Source organism: Candidatus Propionivibrio aalborgensis (assembly GCF_900089945.1).
In the GTDB taxonomy this organism is placed as follows: Bacteria; Pseudomonadota; Gammaproteobacteria; order Burkholderiales; family Rhodocyclaceae; genus Propionivibrio; species Propionivibrio aalborgensis.
On sequence record NZ_FLQY01000201.1, the window covers coordinates 1 to 25,936 of the forward strand.

Annotated in this window: 22 protein-coding genes; 2 read left to right on the top strand and 20 right to left on the bottom strand. The window is 57.6% G+C overall.

Features of this window, described 5'->3' with window-relative positions; translation table 11 throughout:
* A partial coding sequence (locus PROAA_RS10230; protein WP_342669215.1) for a PUA domain-containing protein occupies positions 1–219 on the top strand: 219 nt, incomplete at its 5' end.
* A gap of 123 nt (positions 220–342) precedes the next feature.
* On the opposite strand, the gene PROAA_RS10235 is transcribed toward PROAA_RS10230, so the two are convergent.
* The 20 genes from PROAA_RS10235 to PROAA_RS10330 form a co-directional block, all read right to left on the bottom strand.
* A complete protein-coding gene (locus tag PROAA_RS10235) occupies positions 343–1,479 on the bottom strand; it encodes a porin (RefSeq protein WP_186411243.1) in 1,137 nt (378 codons plus the stop codon).
* 214 nt (positions 1,480–1,693) lie between these two features.
* Positions 1,694–2,491 (bottom strand): indole-3-glycerol phosphate synthase TrpC, encoded by a 798-nt coding sequence (gene trpC / locus PROAA_RS10240; protein WP_186411244.1) that lies wholly within the window; start codon positions 2,489–2,491, stop codon positions 1,694–1,696.
* Positions 2,488–3,510, bottom strand: coding sequence for an anthranilate phosphoribosyltransferase (gene trpD, locus PROAA_RS10245; protein WP_186411245.1), 1,023 nt, complete (start codon positions 3,508–3,510; stop codon positions 2,488–2,490). Before trpD ends, trpC begins: the two co-directional genes overlap by 4 nt.
* Entirely contained in the window at positions 3,507–4,079 is a 573-nt protein-coding gene (locus tag PROAA_RS10250) for an aminodeoxychorismate/anthranilate synthase component II (RefSeq protein ID WP_186411246.1), read from the bottom strand. Before PROAA_RS10250 ends, trpD begins: the two co-directional genes overlap by 4 nt.
* Before the next feature lie 55 nt (positions 4,080–4,134).
* Positions 4,135–4,560, bottom strand: coding sequence for a GxxExxY protein (locus PROAA_RS10255; RefSeq protein WP_222102209.1), 426 nt, complete (start codon positions 4,558–4,560; stop codon positions 4,135–4,137).
* On the bottom strand, positions 4,561–6,060 hold the full coding sequence (gene trpE / locus PROAA_RS10260; RefSeq protein ID WP_186411247.1) for an anthranilate synthase component I: 1,500 nt from the start codon (positions 6,058–6,060) through the stop codon (positions 4,561–4,563).
* 144 nt (positions 6,061–6,204) lie between these two features.
* Positions 6,205–6,933, bottom strand: coding sequence for a phosphoglycolate phosphatase (locus PROAA_RS10265; protein ID WP_245664240.1), 729 nt, complete (start codon positions 6,931–6,933; stop codon positions 6,205–6,207).
* Positions 6,930–7,631 (bottom strand): ribulose-phosphate 3-epimerase, encoded by a 702-nt coding sequence (rpe, locus tag PROAA_RS10270; protein ID WP_186411248.1) that lies wholly within the window; start codon positions 7,629–7,631, stop codon positions 6,930–6,932. The genes PROAA_RS10265 and rpe overlap by 4 nt, the downstream gene beginning before the upstream one ends.
* A 95-nt stretch (positions 7,632–7,726) precedes the next feature.
* On the bottom strand, positions 7,727–9,334 hold the full coding sequence (locus tag PROAA_RS10275; protein WP_186411249.1) for a GAF and HD-GYP domain-containing protein: 1,608 nt from the start codon (positions 9,332–9,334) through the stop codon (positions 7,727–7,729).
* Between the two features lie 11 nt (positions 9,335–9,345).
* On the bottom strand, positions 9,346–11,694 hold the full coding sequence (locus tag PROAA_RS10280) for a GspE/PulE family protein (protein ID WP_186411250.1): 2,349 nt from the start codon (positions 11,692–11,694) through the stop codon (positions 9,346–9,348).
* A 93-nt stretch (positions 11,695–11,787) separates the two neighbouring features.
* A complete protein-coding gene (locus tag PROAA_RS10285) occupies positions 11,788–12,852 on the bottom strand; it encodes a cyclic nucleotide-binding domain-containing protein (RefSeq protein ID WP_245664241.1) in 1,065 nt (354 codons plus the stop codon).
* A 24-nt stretch (positions 12,853–12,876) separates the two neighbouring features.
* Positions 12,877–13,644, bottom strand: a complete 768-nt coding sequence (locus PROAA_RS10290; protein ID WP_186411252.1) for a 3',5'-cyclic-nucleotide phosphodiesterase — start codon at positions 13,642–13,644, stop codon at positions 12,877–12,879.
* 39 nt (positions 13,645–13,683) lie between these two features.
* Entirely contained in the window at positions 13,684–15,897 is a 2,214-nt protein-coding gene (locus PROAA_RS10295) for a CHASE2 domain-containing protein (RefSeq protein ID WP_186411253.1), read from the bottom strand.
* Positions 15,898–15,920: 23 nt separating this feature from the next.
* Positions 15,921–16,673: an FHA domain-containing protein gene (locus PROAA_RS10300; protein ID WP_186411254.1), complete on the bottom strand. Its 753-nt coding sequence runs from the start codon at positions 16,671–16,673 to the stop codon at positions 15,921–15,923.
* Between the two features lie 12 nt (positions 16,674–16,685).
* Positions 16,686–17,516, bottom strand: a complete 831-nt coding sequence (locus tag PROAA_RS10305) for a Stp1/IreP family PP2C-type Ser/Thr phosphatase (protein WP_222102211.1) — start codon at positions 17,514–17,516, stop codon at positions 16,686–16,688.
* Between the two features lie 9 nt (positions 17,517–17,525).
* Positions 17,526–20,072, bottom strand: a complete 2,547-nt coding sequence (locus tag PROAA_RS10310; RefSeq protein WP_222102212.1) for a CHASE2 domain-containing serine/threonine-protein kinase — start codon at positions 20,070–20,072, stop codon at positions 17,526–17,528.
* Positions 20,073–20,258: 186 nt separating this feature from the next.
* Positions 20,259–21,218, bottom strand: a complete 960-nt coding sequence (locus tag PROAA_RS10315) for an ornithine cyclodeaminase family protein (RefSeq protein WP_186411256.1) — start codon at positions 21,216–21,218, stop codon at positions 20,259–20,261.
* A 132-nt stretch (positions 21,219–21,350) separates the two neighbouring features.
* A complete protein-coding gene (gene sucD, locus PROAA_RS10320) occupies positions 21,351–22,247 on the bottom strand; it encodes a succinate--CoA ligase subunit alpha (protein ID WP_186411257.1) in 897 nt (298 codons plus the stop codon).
* Between the two features lie 9 nt (positions 22,248–22,256).
* The gene (gene sucC, locus PROAA_RS10325) at positions 22,257–23,417 is read right to left on the bottom strand and encodes an ADP-forming succinate--CoA ligase subunit beta (protein ID WP_186411258.1); all 1,161 of its coding nucleotides are present in this window, start codon (positions 23,415–23,417) and stop codon (positions 22,257–22,259) included.
* Between the two features lie 47 nt (positions 23,418–23,464).
* Positions 23,465–24,016, bottom strand: a complete 552-nt coding sequence (locus PROAA_RS10330; RefSeq protein ID WP_186411259.1) for a DUF2889 domain-containing protein — start codon at positions 24,014–24,016, stop codon at positions 23,465–23,467.
* Positions 24,017–24,162: 146 nt separating this feature from the next.
* Here PROAA_RS10330 and PROAA_RS10335 point away from each other — a divergent pair, with 146 nt between their 5' ends.
* Positions 24,163–25,935 (top strand): M61 family metallopeptidase, encoded by a 1,773-nt coding sequence (locus PROAA_RS10335; protein ID WP_186411260.1) that lies wholly within the window; start codon positions 24,163–24,165, stop codon positions 25,933–25,935.
* Position 25,936 lies beyond the last annotated feature (1 nt).

Sequence of the window (25,936 nt, forward strand, 5' to 3'; positions counted from 1 at the left end):
CCGGTCGGCGTGCGCAAAGTTATCGGGGAATTCGAGCGCGGCGCGGCAGTGGCCTGTGTGTCACCCGAAGGCGCTGAAATCGCTCGCGGCCTGGTCAATTATCCGGCCAATGAAACCCGCCGCATTGCCGGCAAGCCATCAAACAACATCGAAAGCATTCTCGGCTACATTGACGAGCCGGAGCTGATTCACCGCGATAATTTGATTCTGCTTTCCTGATTCTGGTCACCTGATTCGGAAACATTGGCGTCAAACGCAGACGACAATTCCACTGGATTCTGTAAACAAAAAAAACGGGCGCCGAAGCGCCCGTTTTTACATTTCTAAGAGACCGAAATCAAATTAGAAAGAGTGCGTGACACCAGCAACGAATGTGTTGTTGTTCTCACCGATGAATCTCGTGTTTTTGACGGGGCCAGCAGCGTTCAGAGTATCGTTGTCGTTACCGGCATAGGTATAGGCGGTGTACAAGGTCGTGCGCTTGGACAGCGAGTGCTGGTAGGCCAGCGACCACGAACTCGAACTACCCGCGCCGCTACGGTCCCAACTCACGTCAGCATAGCCAAGCGAGACTTTGCCGTTAGTGAACACGGGCGCCGATGCACCGATAGACCAGACCCGGTTGCTGGCTTCTTGTGCCGAAGTACCATTGTTGTCGTTCTGATCAAGATAGGTAGCATAAAGCTTGACGACCTTGAAGTCGTAAGTTCCACCCAAGGCCCACTCATTAACCGAATCCTGAGTCGCAGCCGATGAGGCGATAAGTGTGCTGGTGATGCCCTGACGGGATTGATAAACGACGTCAAGATTCAGCGGACCGTTGGCGTAGTTCAAGCCGGCGCCCCAGAAACCATCATTGCCCTGGCTAACGCCGTTGGTCGTCGAACCGCCGCCTTCGCCATAACCATAGATGGCATTGGCGGTGAAGCCGGACCAATTCGGGCTGGCGTAGGTAACCGCGTTGTTGATACGAGCACGGCTACCCGCGGAGATGGAGTTAGCACCAGCAGTGTTTACGGTGGACAACGCACTGATGGTGGCGCCACCCTGTGGATCATTGCGAACCGAGAAAGCATAGCCAGGAGCATACTGACGGCCCAGCGCAACGGTACCCAGCTTGGCACTGTTCAGGCCAACGAAGGTCTGACGGCTACTCGAAGTGGTAGCGCCGGCACCATCGGGGTCCGTTGCAGAACCAAGGCCGCTGTTGATATCCGGAGCGATGTAATACTCCAGCGTGAAAATTGCCTTCAGGCCATTGCCCAGGCCTTCTTCGCCCTTGAAACCGATACGCGAGCCAGCCCAGATGCCGGAGTCGATACCGCTGTAGTTGGCGCTTCCTTGGTTCGTACCCGAACGGTCGCCGGACGAATTGACAAAACCCGCATCAACAATACCGTAGACGGTGACGTTCGACTGGGCGAAAGCTGCGCCCGAAACCAGACCGGCAACTGCCAGTGCGATTAATTTCTTTTGCATGGTGAATCTCCTCTAGGTTTAAGATCGGTGGCTTTTTTGAAGGCTCCACCAAACTGGACCTCTCATGGATGAGAAGCTGAACGAATGATGGCAAAGGCCAGGAGCGGGGGCAAGCTTGATGCGCCGATTCCGGTGATTGCTCTGCCGATCTGTTGCATGATTGCAACAGAAGCCCGCCAGGCAATGCGGATTCAGGCTTTAGATGCCAGCCCGCTTATGCCACCACGGCAAACAGGGCGGCCAGCGCCATTCCAGGGTCTGGCGCACGCATGAAGGCTTCACCGACCAGGAAGGCGTTCACGTGGTTGTGGCGCATCAACTGAACATCGCCCGTCGCCAGAATGCCGCTTTCGGTGACGACGATGCGGCCAGCCGGGATGCGCGGCAGGAGTTCGAGCGTGGTTTGCAGGCTGACCTCGAAGCTGCGCAGGTTACGGTTGTTGATGCCGATGAGCGGCGTTTCGAGCTGCAGGGCCAGATCAAGCTCGCCGCCGTTATGCACTTCGACGAGGACGCCCATGCCTAGGCTGGCGGCAAGCGCCTCGAAATCACGCATCGTCGGCAAATCCAGCGCGGCGGCGATGAGCAGTATGGCATCGGCGCCCATGGCACGAGCCTCATACACCTGGTAGGCGTCGACAAGAAAGTCCTTGCGCAACACGGGCAGTGTGCAGGCCGCACGAGCGGCTTGCAGATAGTCGGGGGAACCCAGAAAGAATTGCCGATCCGTGAGGACGGACAAACAGGCGGCGCCATGCCGCGCATAGCCGGCAGCAATTTCGGCCGGACGAAGATCCTCTCGCAGCACGCCCTTCGAGGGGCTGGCCTTCTTGATCTCGGCGATGACTGCAGCCTGACCTGCGGCGATCTTGTTGCGGATGGCGCCGACAAAGTCGCGTGGCGCCGGCTGTGCCTGCGCTTCGGCACGGATCGTGGCGAGCGGCTTGATCGCGGCGGCAGTCGCCATCTCCTGGCGTTTTACAGCGAGTATCTTGTCGAGCATGTCGCTCACTTGAACTGCCCGGCGAAGGTAGCGAACTGCTCCAGCTTTTGTCGTGCGGCGCCTGAAGCGATTGTCTCGAACGCATTTGCGACACCATCGGCCAGCGTCGCGGCCAGCCCGGCAACGTAGATGCTGGCGCCGGCGTTGAGCGCCACGATGTCGCGAGCCGCTCCGGGTCTGCTGTCAAGAGCGGCGAGCAAAACCTGCATGGACTCGTCGACGTTGGCGACGCGCAACGCTTTCGGGTCGTGCACGGCGAGATTGAATTGCTCGGGATGAATCGTGTACTCCTCAATTCGACCGTCATTCAACTCGCCGACCAGCGTTTCGCCGGAAATCGATATCTCGTCAAGTCCTTCGCGGCCAAACACCGTCAACGCGTGCAGGCTCCCCAGGCGTTGCAGGACGCGAACCTGTATGCCGACAAGGTCGGGATGAAAGACGCCAAGCACCTGATTCGCCGCGCCGGCCGGATTTGTCAACGGACCGAGCATGTTGAACAGAGTGCGCACGCCAAGTTCGCGCCTGACCGGCGCTGCGTGCTTCATGGCGCTGTGATGGTTGGGAGCGAACATGAAGCCGATACCGACTTCGTCAATGCACTCCCCGACCTGCTCCGGCGTCAGATTGATGTTGATGCCCAACGCTTCGAGTACGTCGGCGCTGCCCGATTGCGAGGAAACCGAACGTCCGCCGTGCTTGGCCACACGCGCCCCAGCGGCGGCGGCCACAAACATGGCGGCCGTGGAAATGTTGAAGGTCTGTGCGCCGTCGCCGCCAGTGCCGCAAGTATCCACGAGATGTGTCGCATCCTTCACCGCAACCTTGGTCGAGAGTTCGCGCATGACCTGGGCTGCGGCTGCGATCTCGCCGATGCTTTCCTTCTTGACGCGTAACCCGATGACGATGGCGGCGATCATTACCGGCGAAACTTCGCCACCCATGATCTGGCGCATCAGCGAAGTCATTTCATCATGAAAGATTTCGCGGTGTTCGATGACCCGCGTCAAAGCGTCCTGTGGGTTCATTTGGCGTGCTCCTCAAGAAAGTTATTCAGCATGTCGTGTCCGCGCTCGGTGAGAATCGATTCCGGGTGGAACTGTACGCCTTCGACCGCCAGCGTTTTGTGGCGCACACCCATGATCTCGCCATCGTCTGTCCACGCCGTGATCTCCAGGCAGTCCGGCAGCGATTCGCGCTCGATCGCCAGCGAGTGGTAACGCGTACACACCAGCGGATTGGGCAAGCCGCCAAACACACCCGCGTCGGTATGGTGCACTGCCGACACCTTGCCGTGCATCAATTTCCGGGCGTGGACGATACGCCCGCCAAACGCCTCGCCGATGGCCTGATGCCCAAGGCATACACCCAGCAGAGGTATCTTGCCGGCGAACTCGCTAATCGCACTGAGTGCAATCCCGGCCTGCGACGGAGTGCCAGGGCCGGGCGAGATCACCAGATAATCTGGATTGAGCCGGGCAATCTCGGCCAGCGAAATCGCATCATTGCGAAACACGCGCACCTCCTGCCCCAACTCGCCGAAATACTGGACGATGTTGTAGGTGAAGGAGTCGTAGTTGTCGATCATCAAGAGCATTGTTTAAACCCTTTCACCACCAAGCCACAAAGACACCAAGTTGCACCAAGAAAAATCATAGAACGATTCGCTTGATTCCGTCTTTGATGAGCGGCGTGTTGAAATTTATCAGCAGGCCAAGTCTATTGCCGGAAAGTCGTAAGTAAGTGAGAAGTTGTGCCGAATGAATGGGAAGCAGTTGATCGACCGCTTTCAGCTCAACGATCAACTGATCATCAACCAGCAGATCAACACGGTAGGCACCTTCGATGGTGGTTCCTTCGTAACAGATCGGCAACACGTTTTGTGAAATGAATCGAACACACCGACGCTCCAGCTCAATTTCAAGACACGCCTGATAAGCTGACTCCAGCAATCCTGGCCCCAGCGCTTTATGAACTTTAAACGCTGCATCCACCACCAGTCGGGCCAAAGCATCAAGTTTGTCTGGAATTTCTTGGTGCATCTTGGCGCCCTTGGTGACTTGGTGGTTCGCTTCCATTCAGTCCAGCCGCGTGTCCAGTCCCTGCTCGGCTAGTTCAGCCGCACGAAGAACCGCGCGCGCCTTGCTCTCCGTTTCGAGCCATTCGGAAGACGGGTCGGAGTCGGCAACGATGCCGGCACCGGCTTGCACGTGCAGTTTTCCGTCCTTGACGATGGCGGTGCGGATGGCAATGGCCAAATCCATATCGCCATTGAATCCGAGATAACCGACAGCGCCCGCATAGATGCCACGCTTGATCGGCTCGAGCTCATCAATGACTTCCATGGCCCGTACCTTGGGCGCGCCGGACACGGTTCCGGCTGGGAACGTCGCTTTCAGTACGTCCAGCGCATCGAGCCCCGGTTTCAGTTTGCCTTCGACATTGGAAACAATATGCATCACGTGCGAATAGCGCTCGACGATCATGTTCTCGGTCAGTCTGACGCTGCCGACCTGCGATACCCGGCCGGCATCGTTGCGCCCGAGGTCGAGCAACTGCACGTGTTCTGCGCGCTCCTTCTCGTCGGCCAGCAATTCGTCGGCCAACGCCTGGTCCTCTTCGAGCGAGGAGCCGCGCCTGCGGGTGCCAGCAATCGGCCGCACGGTCACGAGTTTGTCACTGCCCTGTCCTTCGAGCCGCACCAGAATCTCTGGCGAGGCACCGACGATGTGGAAATCCTCAAGGTCGAAGTAGAACATGTACGGCGAGGGATTGAGCGAGCGCAGAGACCGATAAAGCGCCAGCGGGCTTGCCGCAAACGGCTTGCTCATGCGCTGCGAGAGTACGACCTGCATGATGTCGCCTTCGGTGATGTAGTTCTTGGCCTTGACGACCGCTTCCTTGAAATGCGATTCACCGAACAGGGACACGGCGGGTTGCGATGGTCTCTGCGATTCGGCCGGAATGCGTGCCGGCTCGCGTAGTTTGGCGAGCAAGGCTTTGAGACGCGCCTGCGCTTTCTGATAAGCACCGGGAACGCCGGGCTCGGCAAAGACTACCAGCGTGAGCTTGCCGGACAGGTTGTCGACAACGGCGATCTCCTCGGACAGCAGAAGTACGATGTCGGGCGTACCCAGTTCGTCCGCGACCTTGCCACTTTTTCGGGTACGGGTCAGCCGCGTCTCGATGTAGCGCACGGTATCGTAGCCGAAACAGCCGACGAGGCCGCCGCAGAAACGCGGCAGTCCGGGCGACGGCGCAGCCCGGAAGCGCTTCATGAACTTGCCGATGAAGTCGAGCGGATTGGTATCGTCTTCGCGTTCGGCGATACGGTTGCCGGTCAGCACCAATACCTGATTGGCGTTGACGACGATACGCGTCGAGCTGGCCAGCCCGATGATCGAGTAGCGGCCGAAACGCTCGCCGCCGTGCACCGATTCGAGCAGGTAGGTATAGGGGGCGTTGGCCAGCTTCAGGTAGATCGAGAGCGGGGTGTCGAGATCGGCAAAGGTCTCGAGGGTGACGGGGATACGGTTGTAGCCTTCGGCAGCCAGCCGATTGAAATACGCTTCAGTCATGAAATGCTCCACAAACAATTACTGCATCAAGAGGCACGGCACAACGTTTGTGCCGTGGCAAGGCCCAGGTTTACTGGCAGAAACGCCAGGGCCACGCCTCCGCCCAAAGAGCAGGCTGACGATGCAGATTGTAATGAAGAGCATTCATGCGCAAGTTGTAAGTTGTGTTTTTTCCAGGTTTCTGATGCGTTGCGCAGCTTCCGCAACAGTGGGAACTATAGCATCGCAATCCAGATCGCGCACGTCAAGCCCCTCGTTGTAGCCGTAGGGAACGAGGAAGACATGGCAGCCGGCGGCACGGCCGGCACGAAAATCATGGACTGAATCGCCGATCATCAAGGTATCGGCCGGGGAAACGCCGATACGGCCACAGGCCCAGATCAGCGCCATCGGGTCGGGTTTTGGCTTCGGCAGAAGGTCGCCGCTTACAATCACGTCAAAATATGCAGCCAGTCCGGTCAATTCCAGAAGGGGCAGCGTAAAGGCGCCGGCCTTGTTGGTGATCACCGCCAGCGGAAGTCCTTGCGCTTTGAGATTGTCCAGCCCGTCGATCACGCCGGGATACGGTTTGGAGTTTCGTCCGTTTTCTCGCGCATAGTGCCGTCGGAAACTGTCCAACGCCTCCTTTGGCGGTGCCGAGGCATCGTCAGCCGCCTCCAGGGACCCGGCAAGGACGCGCTTGACCAGGTTCGGGATGCCCCGCCCTACGTAGCTGCGTATCGACTCCAGAGGCAATTCCGCCCGTCCGAGATCGCGCAACATGGCACAGGCGGCCGCGTAAAGATCCGGCACGGTGTCGAGTAGCGTGCCATCCAGATCGCACAGAACGGCGCCTACGGCCAGCGGCTCCGTTGTATCGACACGTGCCATCATGCTTTGGCCCTTATGCTGTCCAGCTCGGCACGCATTGCGGCAATGACAGTGTTGTAGCGCTGTGGATCGCTTTCCTTGCCGGCGCCGTAGACTGCCGAGCCGGCAACGAAGGTATCGGCGCCGGCACGGGCGACTTCGGCAATGTTGTCGACCTTGACCCCACCGTCAACTTCCAGGCGAATCTTGCGACCACTCTCGCGTTCGTAGGTGTCGATCCTTGCGCGGGCCTGCCTGAGCTTGTCGAGTGTCGCCGGAATGAACTTCTGTCCGCCAAAGCCGGGATTCACGCTCATCAGCAGAACGATATCGAGTTTGTCCATGACGTAATCCATGTAGTCGAGCGGTGTCGCCGGATTGAAAACAAGACCGGCCTGACAACCACTTTCACGAATCAACGAAAGACTGCGGTCGATATGCTCCGACGCCTCGGGATGAAAGGTAATGACGTTCGCGCCGGCTTTGGCGAAATCCGGAATGATGCGATCGACCGGCTTGACCATCAGATGCACGTCGATGACCGCCTGGGTCAGTGGACGTATGGCTTCGCACACGAGCGGCCCGATGGTCAGGTTGGGTACGTAATGATTGTCCATGACATCGAAGTGAATCCAGTCGGCGCCAGCGGCAATTACATCGGTGATTTCCTCTCCAAGCCTGGTGAAATTGGCGGAAAGGATACTGGGGGCGATGAGGTACATGGCAATGACCTGCTGGGAAGAAGAAAACGAGCATTTTACCGCGGATGGCGCGTAAGTCGGCCGCTGCTGTACGGCCTTGTGTCCTTATCCCTCGATCACGTATCCGGCGAAGCCTCTGGTTCGTCGATCTGCGATGCTTCGAGGTATTGCTCGGCATACTTCAGATAAACCTTCTGCTTGATGAAAACGTCAAACAGGTCGGGGTCAATGTGGCCGTTCTTCTTGAAGTTGCCGAGAATGCGCAGCGCCTGCGAGAGCTTCATGCCGGGCTTGTAGGGTCGGTCGCGTGCGGTCAGCGCTTCGAAGATGTCGGCGATTCCCATGATCCGCGCCTGAACCGACATCTCGTCGCGCTTGAGCCCCCTCGGATAGCCTTTGCCATCCATGCGCTCGTGGTGACCGCCGGCGTACTCGGGCACCCGCTTGAGGTGCTTCGGCCAGGGTAGTGATTCAAGCATTTTGATCGTTGCGACGATATGGTAATTGATTGTTTGCCGTTCTTCCTGGGTCAGCGTCCCGGCACGGATGGTCAGGTTCTCAACTTCGTTCTCCGTCAGAAAATCGACTTCATTGCCCTTGTCATTGACCCAGCGATAGGTCCGCGAAATATGCCGCACGCGTTCCTGATCCTCGGGCTTCATTGATTCACCGCCGACGTTCGCGCGACGCAGAAATTCGCGGTCTTCGTCGATGGCCCGCAACTGTTCATGCCAGGTCTGCTCGGCGAGCACACGGTCCGTGCCGTCCAACACGGCGCGCAGCATGGCCAGCTCGGCGTCTCGTCGGATCACCTGGAAGCGTGTATCCACCATCTGAATCCGGTCAAAGATCGTTTGCAGCTTGGTCGCCTTGTCGACCACATGCACCGGGGTCGTCACCTTGCCGCAATCGTGTAACAAACCGGCGATCTTCAGCTCGTACCTATCCTTGTCAGTCATCATGAAACTGGACATTGGCCCCTCAGTGGTCGCATCTACCGCCTCGGCCAACATCATCGTCAGGGACGGAACACGCTGGCAATGTCCGCCGGTGTAGGGTGATTTCTCGTCAATTGCCAAGTTGATGAGTGTGATAAAGGCCTCGAACAATTCTTCCAGCTGGCTGATCAGCAGGCGGTTGGTCAGGGCAATGGCGGCTTGCGAAGCCAGCGACTCGGCGAGCCGCTGGTCGGCGTCGGAAAATACTCCTACAGCGCCGCTTTCCGGATCGATGGCATTGATCAGTTGCAGAACACCGATGACCTCATTCTCGTGATTCTTCATCGGCACCGTGAGAAATGACTGCGAGCGATAGCCCGTCTGTTGATCGAAATTTCTGGTGCCGGAAAAATCGAAGCCGTCGGCCGTGTAGGCATCGGCAATATTCACCGTCCTGGCATGAATCGCCGAATGGGCGGCCACCAGGGAGTTGTTTTCCTCGCCATTCTCCCGATAGAGCGGCAATTCCTGAAACTTGGCCGGATCCGGTTTGCCGGCTGTCCCACCGTAGGCAATGCTCAGTGAGTCGTTACGCACGATTTCAAAACGCAAGGCTTTCCGGTCTTCCCGAACGCGGTAGAGCGTCCCGCCATCAGCATGCGTAATCGCCTTTGCCGCGAGCAGGATGTTTTCCAGAAGTCGGTCAATATTCCGCTCGCTGGATAGCGAAGCACCGATGACGTTGAGTTGCTCGAAGCGCTGAAACAAGTCGTTTAGGGGTTCCACGGCATTCACTCCTACTTGATGCAAACCGAACGAACCTGCTTGATGTCGGTAATCCCCGACATGATCTTTTCGATGCCGTCCATCTTCAGCGTACGCATCCCTTCGTTGAGTGCCGTGGCCAATAGCTCGGCCACATGAGCATGCTCCTGTATCTGCCGTTTCAACAGATCGGTACCGATCAGCAACTCGTGCAAACCAACCCGCCCCTTGTAACCACTGTCGTTGCACGCCTCGCATCCCTTGGCGCGATAAAGCGTGAATTTGCTGTCCTTGGCGTAATGTTTCAACCATTCCTTGTGCACTTCGTTGGCGGCCACCTTGGGATCTTTCTTCCAGTGATCGGTATTGCTCAGCTCCTCGCAGTATTCCGAAAGCAGATGTTTGATCTCTTCGGGAGCGGGCGAGTAAGCCTCTTTGCATGATTTGCACAGACGTCGGGCCAGACGCTGGGCGAGAATGCCGAGCAGCGCATCGGCAAAGTTGAAAGGATCCATGCCCATGTCGAGCAGCCGATTGATCGACTCGGGCGCACTGTTGGTATGCAGCGTGGCGAACACCAGATGCCCCGTGAGCGAAGCCTCGATCCCGATGGCAACCGTCTCCTTGTCACGCATTTCGCCGACCATGATGACGTCCGGGTCGGCACGCAGGAAGGCGCGCATGACCGTCGCGAAATCGAGCCCGGCCTTCTTGTTAACCTGCACCTGGCGCAGACCCTTCTGGGTAATCTCCACCGGATCCTCGGCCGTCCATATCTTGGTTTCCGGCCGGTTGATGTGGCTCAGAATCGAATGCAGTGTGGTGGTCTTGCCTGAACCCGTCGGGCCGCAAACGAAAAACAGCCCATAAGGCTTGCTGACAACGTCTTTCAGCCGTTCGAGATTGCCGGGGCTGACGCCCAGGCTGTCGAGCGGAATCGGTTCGCCGGCAGCAAGGATGCGCATGACCACATCCTCCATCCCCCCCGCCGTAGGTATCGTGGCCACACGCAATTCGATGTCGAGTGGCCCAAATTTCTTGAACTTTATCTTGCCGTCCTGCGGCCTGCGTTTTTCGGAAATATCGAGGTCGCACATGATCTTGATGCGCGCAATCAGCGCGCTTCGATACGAGGCAGGGACTTCGATATACGCCCCGAGCGCACCGTCCTTGCGGAAGCGAACCAGGGTCTTTTCCTTGCCCGGACGCGGTTCGATGTGTATATCCGATGCGCCTTGCTGATATGCCTCGACGATGATCTTGTTGACCAGACGGACGAGCTCGTTGTCCGCCGCTGCCGTCAGTTCGTCGGCACCGCCGCCCGACTCGACAGGCTCGCCTTCATCGAGCCCCGAGAGCAGATCGCCGACCGAGCCGAGATCGGACAGAGCGCCGAAGAACTGATCAATCGCCTGCTGGAACTCGGTATTGGTCGTCACGCGATACGCGATCTTGCTCTTGGGAAAAATATTATTGACGATCCGCGCGCCCCTGATTCGTTCGGGATCCATCGAGATCACGACGATCCCCTCCTGCCCTTCCTCGACCGGCAGCCATTGATTGGCTTCAACGTAATCGCGCTTGAGATTCCTGAGCAGATCCATCGGCTTGATACGATCCGCCCGGAAGGGCTCGTAGGGAACGCTGAAGAATCGGGAAAGTGCGTTGCCAATCGCGGGCAGTTTGACCTGGAATTCCTTGGTCAGAATCTGCTCAAGATCAATGCCTTTGCGCCGCGCCGAACGCTGGGCAAGATCAAGCTCGTCGGCTGAAAGGACGGCATCCGTGACCAGGGCATCATACTTGGAATGCACCAGCTGGCGCGGTTTCTGACGCTGTGCGAAAGCCACCGCGAGCGTCTGTACGAGACCTTGTACACCCTCCTCGGCAAGTGCCGGGAATGGCGTGTCGTGCCGACTGTTGATCAGTTGCACCACGCCGCGCAATTCGTCGCTTTGCGTGTCTATTATGGGCGCGACGAGCATCTGCTTGGAGCGATAACCTGTCCGCCTATCCACTTCCTTGAGGAACTTCATGACCGGGCTGTAGCTCTTCAGTTCAAGGTCGTCATAGACGTCGTCAATATTCACCACCTTGCGCGTCTCGGCAACATAGCCGGCCACACTATGCTCGGAGATCGGCAACTTGAGGTCCTTGAACGAGTTGAGTCCGGTCTTGACCTTGGAAACGATGCTCTGCTTGTCTTCGCCCACGGCATAAATGGTCAAACGATCACAGCTGAAAAGGTCACAGATATCCTGTGACATCTCGAGCATGATTTCGTCGGTGTTGTTGGTCGCATGGATCTTGTTGGTGACAACCTGGAGTTTCTTGAGAAATTCCAGGCGATTGTTGATGTCACCCGTACCGGTAGTATCCATTTGCGATTTGACCACTCTGTTAAGCGTTAATTGGTTGCAGCTCCCGCCTCACCGACTCCGCGGGTCCGTGCCCGATGCATATCCATTGGAAGTTCAGCAGCGATCAGCTACCGGATTGGCTTTCAAACCGCCTTCGAGACAGCAGGCGCGATAGCCTCGTTGCGAGAGAAGAAAGGCTGCCGCCGAACTGCGCCTCCCGCTTTGACAATAGGCGATGTATTCGCGGTCGCGGTCGAGAAGGCCTATCGCGTTGCGGATTTCACTTAACGGAACGTTGACCGCGCCCGGCAGGCGGTCATTTCGATACTCCGACGGATACCGCACATCAAGCCACACGGCACCGGCCGTAACCTGCTGCGCCGCGTCTCGCCACGAAAGGCGCTTGAGCAGAGGCTCGCGCAACAGCTCGATAAAGTCGCTTTTCTTCAGACGCAGCAAAACGCCGGATGTCTGCATGCAAACCGTTGCATTTCGCTTGCCTTCGACAACCAGCGCTTCCTCACCAAAGGCATCGCCAGCTTTCAGCTCAGCCAATGGCATATCGACGCCACCGACCTTGCGCGTCACCTCGCAGCGGCCATTTTCGATGATGTAATAAAAATCTCCGGCATCACCTTCGCGCAGAATCGCCGCGCCCTTCTTGACCTTGATCCGTTCAAAACGCTTGAAAAGCTCATCGATACTCGCAGAAGGCAGGCGCGACAACGAACCATCCATCAGACTCTGCAAACGGAACGCCCCTGACATCAAGCGCCAGTCGGTTGCGGCCGGGCCATTGGCGGAAGGATCAACGCCGGCAGACAACTGATCCCAGGTCATGATGACGTCCAGCATCTCATCGTCGACGCGAATCAGTTCAATGTCGGTGATGGCCTTGGCGTCACGCAAGGGCTGCGTATGTTTGCCCAGCGGCCAGTGTGAACCCTCGCTCCCGCCCACCAGAACAAAGGAAGACCGGTCGACATACGTCAGCTTGAGCTCCCCCGACAGCAAATAGACCGATTGCCCCTGCACACCCTGCACACGGAACGGATCGAGGCCTCTGCCTACCGTTTCCGTCGTGCACAGGGCGGCCAATTCGCACAAACGCACGTCGGACAGTGAACGGATAGGCTCCAGCCGTTGCAGTATATCCAGGCGGACTGTCTGGAGATTCATAGGCAAAGCATCATTGGTCATGGATCAAAACTCGAAAACCTGGTTGTTTTGCAGCATGCTCGGCTTGAACTCGCCGGCGCATTGAGCGATCTCGCCCATGATCAGTTCGATCTGGCCGGGCTTCAGGTGCGAAATGTAGATTTCAGCGTCGCGCGCAAGCTTGGCAAGCTCATCGCCCAACATGCTCGGGCAAAGATGCTTTGACATGATGGCCAGACGCTTTTCGTGATTCGAGAAGGCGGTTTCGATGATCAGGTAACGCAAATTCTCAATCTTGTTGAGTATCGGCCAGAAGGCGTCATTACTTGTCGTGTCCCCGGTAAAGACCAGGCTGCCCGCTCCGGAGTCCAGATGGTAACCAACGGCCGGAACGGTATGCTCTGCGGGAACTGCAGTAATCGTGCGCTCGCCGAGCTGAATTTTTTGCCCGGTTCGAATGACTTCGTACTGCATCACCGCTTCTTCACGAATCGAAATCTCGCTGAAGTCCGGCCAGATCGCCCAGTTGAAGATGTGATTCTGGATGATTTCAAGCGTTGCGTCGGTTGAGTAAACAGTCACCGGCTTGGTGCGCATATCGGCAATCGAGTCGATCATCAGCGGCAATGCGGCAATATGGTCGAGGTGAGAATGGGTAATGAACACGTGATCGATCATGGCCAGCTCGGCAAGCGTGAGATCGCCCACGCCAGTGCCTGCATCAATCAGGATGTCATGATCGACCAGCATTGAGGTAGTGCGCAAATGACGGCCACCAATACCGCCACTACAGCCAAGAATTCTGACCCTCATATTGTCTCCGCCAAATCCATGCCAAAGTATGGCTGATATTCACTTCGTTTCAAACGTGGTTACCCCGTCCCAAGACTCACCCGGTGGATTGGCACGGCAATACGCAATGCGCTTTGCGTACACTTGATACAGATAGCGATCCGGGCACATGCGCGACAAATTGTAAAGCTGCAACTCGGCCTGATCCCAATCTTGCTGACGATAGAGACGTAGAGCCTGATTCCACAGTTTAAGCTCATCCTGCGCCGCCTTGTCGATCTGTCCTGCCACCCCAAGTGGCTCAAAAATCCCGACCGGTTCGTCCTTGCCCTTGACCCGTACACGATCGAGCTCGCGGTAGATCACGTCCTTGACCAGCGCCTTGGTCGAGTCGCTGACAATGATTCCGACGCCGTATTGCTTTGTTATACCCTCCAGCCGTGACCCCAGATTCACGGCGTCGCCCATGACAGTATAGGACTTGCGCACCTTCGATCCCATGTCGCCAACGGTCATCGTGCCGCTGTTGATGCCAATGCCAATGTGCAGTGCCGGCCAGCCGCGCTGTTTGAAAGGCTCGTCGAGCGTACGCAATTCAGCCTGCATTTCGAGCGCCGTAGTGACCGCATGACGCGCATGATCGGCATCGGCTACCGGCGCGCCCCAGAAAGCCATGATCGCGTCACCGATGTATTTGTCGAGCGTGCCGCGGTTCTTCTGTACAACTCGGGTCATCGCGCCCAAGTATGCATTCATCAGTTGCGTCAGCTCCTTGGGATCAAGGCCTTCCGAGATGCTCGTAAAGCCGCGCACGTCCGAGAAAAGCACCGTCAGTTCAGCGTTTTTTCCGTCCATGCTGTAGCGTTCGGGATCGCGCGCCATTTCGTCAACCAGCTCGGGCGGCACGTACTGGCCAAAGAGCTCGGCAAACTGGCGCTTGCTGCGGGTTTCGACGAAGTAGCCCCAGGACATATTCAGTGCGTAAAGCGTAAGGATGGCCGAAAGAACGGCGGCCAGAGGCATCACAAGCCCGGATGACCACAGGAGGAAGTTGAGGCAAGCTACTGCCAGCAGGATTCCGGATGCCAACACGGTGGCACGCAAAGGCGATAGGATCGGCAACAGGAAAGCCAGCGAAATGGTGCACAGTGAGAGCAGCAGGACGTCGGCACCGAGCACATACGATGGTTTCTGCTTGATGGACGAATCGAGCATGCCGGCAACCAGATTGGCGTGAATCTCGACCCCCGGATAGGTGCTTCCGACGGGTGTTACCCGCAAATCCATCAGACCCGGCGCTGTTGTACCGAGCAGCACAATCTTGCCCTTGAGTTGTTCCTGTTTCAGCCGCCCTGTCAATGCGTCGGCAGCCGGAAGATAAGTGAAGCTTCCCTGCAGGCCACGATAAGGGATCAGACTGGCGCCGTATTCGTCAACCGGTATACGCAAAATGCCCTGTTCGGCGGGTAAATCCAGCCACTCGGGACCACTGTTTGTTTCTCCCTCGGGGTATCCCGGTACGATTCTTGGATTGCCGAGCAACACCCGCACCATCGCCAGGGAAAGGGATTCGTAGTATTTCCCTTCGTGCTCGACAAGCATCGGTACCCGCCGCGAAGTCCCGTCGAAATCCACGATGGGGTTGAAGTGCCCGGCACTGATTGCCTTGCCCTGAAATTCCGGCAGATTGCCGCCAAATCCGCTCCAGGAAGTGAAGTCGACAGTTCGTCCCTTGAAATCTTCCGGCTGTAGCACCGGCGCAGGCAAGGCGCCATTGCGGTTGGCCTGGTCGAGATTCGTGAAATAGTACCCGAGAACGACCGGCCGCTTGCTCAATGCGTCGGCGAACCGCTTGTCAAAATCCAGTTCGCCGCGCAAGGCCTTCAATGCCGACTGGAAAGCCGTATCGTTCTTGAGCACGCCGTCAGCCATGGATTCCAGAGACGCCAGCCCGGAACTCCTGTCCGGCTCGGCGAAGACCACATCGAAGCCGAGAAGGGTGATCTCGTAACTGTCAAAGAGTTTGTTGACCAGTGCCGCCATCGTGTCCCGGCTCCATGGCCAGCGACCAACTTCCGCGAGACTTTTCTCGTCGATATCGAGAATGACGATACGCTCATCGACGCCACCCTGCGCGGTAAGGCGCAGCCGCGCATCGTAAACAAAGGCGTCGAGCGTATTGAGCAGCGAAATCTGATAGAACTTGGCCGCATGGCCAAAAAAAACCAGCGCCAGCAACAAACCGAGCGCGATCCGAATGAGGTTCTTCTTCAATGCGCCTCCGGCCCGGATGAACATCAGCCCTTGAGGAAGAACTCCATTTTGATGCCCGCAATTTCAATGACGTCGTGGTCAGCCAATTGATGCGCCTGAGCGTCAATTGGCTGACCATTCAGTACGGGATACTGCTTGCCTTCAACATGGGTAATGAAATAGCCGTGAGGCCTTTTGGCAATTACTGCAACCTGAACGCCAGGCTTGCCAAGTGTGGTCAGTGTCTTGGTCAGCATAAGCTCACGCCCGGCATTGGCACCACTCAGTATCTGGACCGCGCCGCTGGCGGGTGCGGCGACGGGTGGAGGAGTCGTGGCCGTGACTGCTTCCGGTGCCGAATGCATCGGTTTGTTGGCCTGTGTGTCATCGGCTGTAGCGCTGGCTGCTACGGTAGCCGCCGCCGGCGCCGTGACTTCGGACCCCGGCCGCAGGGTGCTTGGCCGCAAGATCATGGTTTTTTCAAAGTCGGCGGCATCGGCGCGCTGCACCTGCTCGGCAACGTACTTGATCTTGTACTTGCCAAGCTCGATGACGTCACCATTCTTCAGGAAATGCTTCTTGGCCGGCTGACCATTGACCAGCGTTCCATTGGTGCTATTCAGATCCTCAAGGAAGGAATCGTTGAGAATCGTCACCACCGCCGCGTGCTCGCCACTGATCGCCAGATTGTCGATCTGTATATCGTTGCTTGCCTTGCGGCCAATGCTCATTCGCTCCTTGCTCAGCGGAATTTCCTTGAGAACCAGACCGTCCATGCTCAGTATCAGCTTAGCCATTGTTTGCCGTCCTTATCTAAACCATGCCAAAAGTTTTGACCACCAGCCTCGGGTAGCAGGGAATTCGCTTAGAACCTTGACCAGAATTACAGAGACGTTATCACGTCCACCATTGTCGTTGGCCATTTGTATGAGCTGCGTTGCCGCCAGTTCAAGATTGGCGGCAAGCATCTGCACGGTGATCTGGATTTCCTCGTCTTCGACCATGTCATTGAGGCCATCCGAGCACAACAGATAGATGTCGCCGGGTTGCACCGCGTAGTCATGAATCTCGGTTTCGACTTCCGGATCCACTCCCAGTGCCCGCGTTACCAGGTTCTTGTTCTGGGAATATTTTGCATCCTCGGCGAGAATCATCCCGCTATCGATCTGCTCCTGCAATAGCGAGTGGTCCCGCGTAATCGCACTGAACTCTTCTCCACGCAGACGGTAAAGCCGCGAATCGCCGATGTGTGCAACCGTTACCTGATTGTCGTAGAAAAGTGCCGCCACCAGCGTGGTGCCCATCCCGGCATACTGTGGCTGACTTTCCGCCGCATTGTGGATCGCCGAATTGGTCAGCGCCACCTTGTCCAGAATACAGCGGTGCGCAAACGTCTTACCGGTCTCACTGTCGATGGCGTGGGGTGGCTTGGCGGAAAACGCCGTTTCCAGCTCGGTGGATAGCAACATGGTCGCCATGCCGCTCGCAACCTCACCCGCGTTGTAGCCGCCCATGCCGTCGGCCAGAATCACGAATCCCTGGTTCGGGTTGGCGAATACCGCATCTTCATTGTGTCTTCGCACCATCCCCGGATCGGTTCTGGCAACGATTTCGAGTGCGCTGCTTAGCGTGCTGACCACCTCGTCTCCCTATAACAGAATATCAACATCGGGATGCTGCGCTGGCGCCTGAATCATGCACGTGCGCAAATCACTTGCCATCTTTTCGCCCGTCTGGTACCGCTGGTTCATATCTTTGTTCAATGCGCGGTTAATCACCTCTGCCAGGCCGTCAGGCACCTGTGGATTCAAGGTCCGGATATCTGGCTGCGCCTCGTTGGCTATTCTGAACATCAGTTGCGCCATTGAATCGCCAACAAAAGGCAAGCGGCCGCAAGCCATCTGATAGAGCGTGACACCCAGCGAGAAAAGATCCGAGCGCCCGTCAATCTTCTTGCCCGATAATTGCTCGGGCGACATATAGCTTGGCGTACCAAGCACCATGCCTGTCTTCGTTCTTGACGAATCGGTAATGCGCGCTATACCGAAGTCGGTGACCTTGACCTGATCGGATGCCGGTTCATACATCACGTTGGCGGGCTTCACATCGCGGTGAACAACGTTATTGCTGTGCGCATAAGCCAGCGCGTCAGCGACCCGTGCGAGGATGCTCACCACTTGCGGCAACGGCAACAGATTTCCGGGTTTGGTGTAGGGCACGAGATCCCGGCCCTTCAGGAATTCCATGGCGATGTAGGCCAGATCGTGCTCCTCGCCCGCATCGTACATGGTGACGATGTTCTGGTGGTTGAGTCGGCCGGCAGTCTCTGCTTCGCGGAAAAAACGTTGTTTCACGTCGGCCAGTTCGTCTTCTTCGAATTCCTGGGCCAAAGCCATCGTCTTGATCGCCACGATGCGATTGATTTTTGGATCGCGGCCAAGATAGACAACGCCCATGGCGCCTTTGCCCAACTCCTTTTCGATCTGGTACCGCCCAAGCATCGGTTTTTCGACCTTTCCGTCACCGAGCATCATGGTGCTGGCGTTGGTACGTCCACCCGAACCCCCGAGCATGACAGTTTCAGACATCGCTTTGGCTCGGCTGAGGCGCTGTTCGAGATCGCGGAACTTCGGGTTGTAGTCCGCCATGTACCGGAACGCGGCCTCGGCCTTGTTGAACTGACGCTTGCGCTCAAAATCGAGCGCAAGGTTGTAAAGGTTCTCCATCAGCGAATCGTCAAGTGGGCACTTGCGAAACTTGTCGAAGGCCATATCGAGCTGACCCTGCCCCTGGAAAGCGAGGCCAAGCATGCGGTTCGATTCAGCCGAATCCGCTTCCGATTTCTCCTTGCCTCGTTCGGTCATCAGGAAACGCTTGGTGGTCAGCATCAGATGCCCGACCAGTAGCAGGGTCGCCGATGCCATCAACTGTATCCACAGGCCGCTGCCGACCATCAGGCCAAAATGCGCAACCACCAGCGCCACCAATAGCAATGCCGTGGCAATGGCGCCAACACCGGCGGAAAGACGTGGCAACAGGACAATCAAATACACGGCGACCAGCACGAACGCCCCAAGCGAGGCCCACACCCCCCATTCGGGTGCTATGAAGAAATGCTCCTGCAGAATGCTTGAAACGGCGTGCGCCAGAGTCAGCACCGGCGCCATTGCGGGCGAAATCGGCGTTACCTGAGTGGTACCCACGCCCGAGGCCGTTGCCCCGATCAAAACAATTTTGTCCTGATATTTACTCGCCGGGATCTTGCCGGTGAGAACATCATAGAAGGAATCAACCTGGAACGCCGGCTTGCCCTCATGCCCAGCGTAAAAAAAAGTATGCATCTGCGTTATCGTGTCGGTCGGAATACGCAGACTGCCCAGGCGAACTTCTCTGCCAGCCGCCACACGAATATCGGCCGGACCAAGATTAAGGCTCGCCGCGGCAATCATCAATGACAGCGAGGGGAAATAATCGTCGTAATGGCGCAGCACCAGCGGTTCGGTACGGATCGCACCGTCGACGTCCACGACGGAATTCAGGTGTCCAATGGCAGCAGCCCTGGCGCCAAGCCCTTCGATCGGCACTTGCAGTGACAGGGTTTGCCAGACATCGCCACTGCCATCGGTGATCTGCGACAGCCGGCTCTTCGCGACAAACTCCGGCAAAACCTGGTCCGGCCTGCCTCTCGGTTCTCCCAATACAAACAGCATGGGTAGCAGGACATTCCCGGCCCTGCCGATGCTGTCGGTCAGAATGCGATCGGTGTTCAGCGCAAGCTCGGCCTCCTGAAGCACGCCGCCGATCTTCTGCAGACCAGGCGACGGCTCGACGTTTTCCGAAGCCTGCCGGTAAATGTCGAGCAAGCGCGTGACATAGGCGTAGCCGGGGTCGATCTGCGGCTCGAAGAAAAAAACCGTGTTGGCCACCACCTTGGCCTTGCCGGCCGCCAACAGATCCGTCATTCTGGCCAGTTGATCACGCGGCCACGGCCAGCGTCCGAGGTTGGCAATCGAAGCATCGTCAATGGCGATGACCGCTACTCGATCAAGCGGTGTCTTGCTTGATGCCTGCACGCCAAGGTCATAGGCCTTGCGTTCCAGACTGCCAATCAGATCGCCGTTGGCGGCAACAAGCATGACGCAACTCACCGCCAGACCGAGAAACCAGTCAGTCTTCCAGAATCCCGTCTTGCCCATGCTCAATCCCCTCGTGGCGCATCGATCAGGACGGTCTCTTCGACACCGCTCGCAATCATGCCGTCAGGTTATCGCCTGCTTTGGCGCAATATGCGAAGGAGAAACAGCAGTCCTTGGCGCATTGTTACAGTTCTGCCCAATCAGAGTCAATCGGCGCGTTCCGGTGCCTTCCGGTATGTTCGGCGATTAGCCTCCATAGGGCAGTTCGATGCCCAGGCCACGCTCCCGCGCCAAAGCTTCGAGCCGCACAGCCAGCGCAATATCCTGAATGGCCATGCCCTGCGATTCGAACAGCGTGATCTCCTCGGGCGTGCTGCGCCCGGCATGGCGTCCGCTGATCACATCTCCCAGTTCGACGAGTTGCCGCTCGCGCAATCGTCCTTTTTCCAGCGATGGCAGTAAATCACCCGCTTCCCTGAGTGCCGTTTCCACGCTATCGACGACGATGGTATTGCTGGCCTTGATCACACCCTCGCCCACTTCCCGCCTGATTAGCGAATTGGAACCCGCCGCGTTGATATGTGTACCCGGCGACAGCCAGCTTGCTTCAAACAAGGGCGTAGCCGCCGTTGTTATGGTACTGACGATATCGCTGTCGCGCACCACTTCTTCCGCCGTAGCGGCCGCCCGCACGTCGATCCCGAGGCGCCCGGACAGTTTCGTACAAAATGCAGCGAGGCGTTCCGCATTTCGGGCAAAAACCTTGATCTGCCGTAGCGAACGCACCGCGGCAACTGCCTCGATATGCCCTTCAGCCTGCCAGCCGGCGCCAAAAACGCCCAACACTTCAGCATCACGCCGGGCCAACCAGCGAGTCGCCACGCCCGAGGCAGCCCCGGTGCGCACCATGCCAAGCAAATCGGCCTCAAGCACAACACGCAATTTTCCCGTCGAGGCGCTGAATACATGGACCACAAACCGCACGCCCGAACGATTGCTGGTGTAGGCCTTGTAACCGATGGCGTCGCTCCCCGGCAGGGCGCCTTGCAGGATATGCAGCGTTGTTTGCGGTAGCCGCGTACGCTGGCGAGGTGAGTCGACGGCCCGGCCGAGCGAGAGCTCGCGATGCGCTTCTTCCACCGCTTCGATAGCCAATGGCATGGTCAATAATTGGCGGATATCCGCTTCGGTCAAAAACAAAGACATATGCTCTCCACAAGTTAGGCTAGATCACGCGTCAGATTATATGCACCCAAAGAACCAGCCGCCATTGCAACTTCTGAAACCACAATAAAAAAGGCAGACTGCCGTCTGCCTTTTTGGGTGAATCAATCACACTTACTTGAGCAATCCCTTAAGCAGCTTGCCCATTTCCGACGGATCGCGCGTCACGGTGAAACCACACTCTTCCATGATGGCCAGCTTGGCATTGGCCGTATCGGCACCGCCCGAAATCAGCGCACCAGCGTGACCCATGCGTTTGCCGGCCGGAGCGGTGACCCCAGCGATGAAACCAACAATCGGCTTCTTCATGTTTTCCTTGCACCAGTAGGCTGCATCGGCTTCATCCGGACCACCGATTTCACCAATCATGATCACGGCGTCCGTATCCGGATCGTCGTTGAACATGCGCATGATGTCGATGTGCTTGAGCCCGTTGATCGGATCACCACCGGTACCGACCGCAGTCGACTGGCCGAGCCCGATTTCGGTCAGTTGGCCGACCGCTTCATAGGTCAGCGTTCCCGAACGCGAAACGACACCGATGCGGCCCTTCTTGTGAATGTGGCCGGGCATGATGCCAATCTTGACCTCGTCGGGAGTGATGAGACCAGGACAGTTCGGTCCGAGCAGCAACGTCTTCTTGCCACCGGCGGCTTCCCGCTTCTTCATCATGTTGCGCACTTCGAGCATGTCGCGAACCGGAATGCCCTCGGTGATGCAGATGGCCAGATCAAGCTCGGCTTCGACGGCTTCCCAGATCGCCGCAGCGGCTCCGGGTGGAGGAACGTAAATCACCGAGACAGTTGCGCCGGTTTGCTTGGCGGCTTCCTTGACCGTAGCGTAGATCGGAATGCCAAGAAGCGACTCTCCGGCCTTTTTCGGATTGACGCCAGCGACAAAGCAATTCTTGCCGTTGGCGTATTCCTGGCACTTTTCCGTATGAAACTGACCGGTCTTTCCGGTCATTCCCTGGGTGATGATTTTGGTGTTTTTGTTGATCAGAATCGACATGTTGGCTCCTTACTTGACCGCGGCAACGATCTTGGTGGCGGCTTCGGCCATGGAATTGGCAGTGATGATCGGCAGACCGGAGTCCTTCAGGATCTTCTTGCCGATATCCTCGTTGGTGCCCTTCATGCGCACAACCAGCGGTACCGTCAAATGGGTTTCACGGGCGGCGGCAACGACGCCGTCGGCGATGGTGTCGCATCTCATGATGCCGCCAAAGATGTTAACCAAAATGCCCTTGACCTTCGGGTTCTTGAGCATGATCTTGAATGCCTCGGTAACCTTTTCGGTTGTTGCACCACCACCGACGTCGAGGAAGTTGGCGGGTTCGGCACCGAACAGCTTGATCGTGTCCATCGTCGCCATGGCCAGACCGGCACCGTTCACCAGACAGCCGATATTGCCGTCAAGCGAAATGTAGGTGAGGTCAAATTTCGAGGCCTCGACTTCGTCAGCGTCTTCCTCGTCGAGATCGCGGTACGCCACGATTTCCGGATGGCGGTAAAGCGCATTCGAGTCAAAATTGAATTTGGCGTCGAGTGCCTTGATATTGCCATCGCCTTCGAGAATCAACGGATTGATTTCTGCCAGCGATGCATCGGTTTCCATGTAGCAGGTATACAGGCCCTTGAGTGCTGCCACGGCCTTGCCTACGGAGGCTTCCGGAACGCCAATGCCCTTGGCCAGTTCGGTCGCCTGTGCATCGGTCAGGCCGACTGCCGGGTCAACAAAGGCCTTGAGAATCTTCTCGGGGGTTTCGTGCGCCACTTCCTCGATGTTCATGCCGCCTTCTGAGGACGCCATCATGGCCACCGTCTGGGTGACGCGATCGGTCAGCGCGGCAACGTAGTATTCCTTCTTGATGTCGGCGCCTTCCTCGATCAGCAGGCGACGGACCTTTTGACCGGTTGGCCCGGTCTGATGCGTAACCAGCTGCATGCCGAGGATCTCGCCAGCATATTGGCGCACTTCGTCCAGCGACTTGGCAACCTTCACGCCGCCGCCCTTGCCACGACCACCGGCATGAATCTGGGCCTTGACAACCCAGACTTTTCCGCCAAGTGATTCAGCCGCTTTTACCGCATCATCGACGGAACTGCTGAATACACCACGCGGAACCACCACGCCGAACTTTTTGAGAAGTTCCTTCCCCTGATATTCGTGAATTTTCATGCGCCTTCCTTGCTTGAAATTAAGTGACGATCTTTAGGCAGGATCCCCTACCCGGGGTTCTGGTTGCGATACCAGCGCGGGTAATAGCGCTGAACCGTTTCCGAATGCGAAACCAGTGCGTGACATCGATCAAGCTGAAAGGGCTTATGTTCGCTGTCGTGCTCATCAACCGCTTCACCGGCCAGCGTCTGCAACGCAACGGTTGGCAGAAACATCAGCAGTTCGCTCATGTGCGCGCAACCTCGCGTCATACCGAACATATCCTTGACAGCTTTCAGAAAACCCTTGAACAGATTCAAGCCGACAATCTTCGAGTAGTCCGGCGGGTTGGTGTCGCAATAGCCCGGGTAGGGCGCTGCATCGGCACACGTCGCCGCCTCTAGAATTGTCTTCTTGCTGTCGATCGTTATCCGCACCGACATGTCGTGCACCGCCTGACCCGGCCTGATCAGACCGGACGACAGCGGAAAATCATGATCCTTCGTATCCACCAGGCGCGCTTCAATGTCCCATAAGCCATCCGCACGCTTGAAACCCTCGAACTTGACGCTACGCTGATGCATGCGGACGCGTTTTGCGCTAGGAGTAGGAAGTGGCATTGAAAATCCCGGGATGGCAAATCAGTACGTTACGTACCTGAATGCATTGGCCGATTCTAGCACAAAAGAGAAGGCTGTTTTGACGAAACCTGTTCGCTCAGTATTGACAGTACAATCCGCCAGTCATCATCCCTGCACATTTGCGAATGAACAACGCGGCGATCCGGTATTCCATTCGTCCCTTGAGCGTGCATGCGCACACTTTCGAGGGGCGTTGCACCGTCGCGTCGCCCGACCCGACCGGCCAGTGCTTCTCCCTCCCGGCCTGGATTCCCGGCAGCTACCTGATACGCGACTTTGCGCGGCACATTGTCGCCATCCGCGCCGTGTCGGGTAGCAGGCCGGTAAGCCTGACAAAACTGGACAAACACACCTGGCAGGCTGCACGGCTGAAGCATGGCGAGTCGATTACCGTCACCTGTGAGGTCTATGCGTGGGACCTTTCGGTTCGCGGCGCGCACCTCGACGAGACCCATGCCTTTTTTAACGGCACCAGCGTATTCCTGCGCGTTCTTGGGCAGGAAGAACTCCCCTGCCTGATCGACATCCAGCCACCGGCAGGCGAGGCCTTCAAGGATTGGCGCATAGCCACGGCATTGGAACCGGCGCACGGCGAGCAGCATTGCGCGAAGCGGCATGGTTATGGCCTTTACCGTGCCGCCAGTTACGACGAATTGATCGACCATCCGGTCGAGATGGGTCGCTTTGCTCTCGCGCGTTTTGTTGCGCGTGGAATCCCGCACGAGATAGCGATCACCGGGCAACACGATTGCGACATGCAGCGTCTGACCGCCGACCTCAAACGCATCTGCGAATGGCAGATTCGCTTCTTTGGTGAGCCGGCGCCGATGCCCCGCTACGTCTTTCTCATCACCGCAGTCGGCGACGCTTATGGCGGTCTGGAGCATCGTGCCTCGACCGCCCTGCTGTGCTCGCGCAACGACTTGCCGTGGCGCGGCATGAAGAAGATGAGCGAGGGCTATCGCACGTTTCTCGGCCTGTGCAGCCACGAATATTTCCATACCTGGAACGTAAAGCGCATCAGACCCGCGGCCTTCACGCCATACGACCTCGACCGCGAGAATTACACGACCTTGCTCTGGGCTTTTGAGGGCATAACGTCCTACTACGACGATCTGGCCCTCCTGCGTTGCGGCGCCATCGAGCTCCAGGACTGGCTCGAACTCCTGGCGAAAACGATCAGCAACGTTCAGCGCGGTCCCGGCCGCCGGCGACAGACCCTGGCCGAATCAAGCTTCGATGCCTGGAACAAATTCTATCGGCCGGACGAAAATACCCCGAATGCGGTCGTCAGCTACTACGCCAAAGGCGCGCTGGTCGCGCTTGCCCTCGATCTCACGCTGCGCAACAAGACCAACGGGGCAATATCGCTCGATGACATCATGCGCGCGCTCTGGCAACGCCACGGGAAAACCGGAATTGGCGTCGGCGAGGAAGATATCCGGCTGATCGCCGAAGAATGCTCCGGACTCAATCTGAAGCGTTTCTTTTCGGCTGCGGTGCACGGCACCGGTGAATTGCCGCTGAAAAAGCTTCTGGCGACCTTCGGCCTGAAGCTCGAGTGGGTGGCGGCGGAAACGCCTTCGTTTGGCGTAAAGACCGCCGATGAAGGGGGCCAGCTCAAGCTGACAACGGTATACGACGACAGCGCCGCGCAGCGGGCCGGGCTCTCCGCCGGCGACGTCCTGCTGGCCATTAATGACTTGCGCGTTGCGTCCACGAACATCGACAAGCTCCTCACCCGTTGCCAGCCCGGCGATACCGTCAAAGTGCACGCCTTCCGGCGTGACGAACTGAAGGAATTCAGGGTCCGGCTCGATCGATCTCAAGACGACATGGCCAGGCTGGTCGCCGACGCGCGTCCCAATAACTTACGGCGGCGCTGGCTGGGAATCTGAA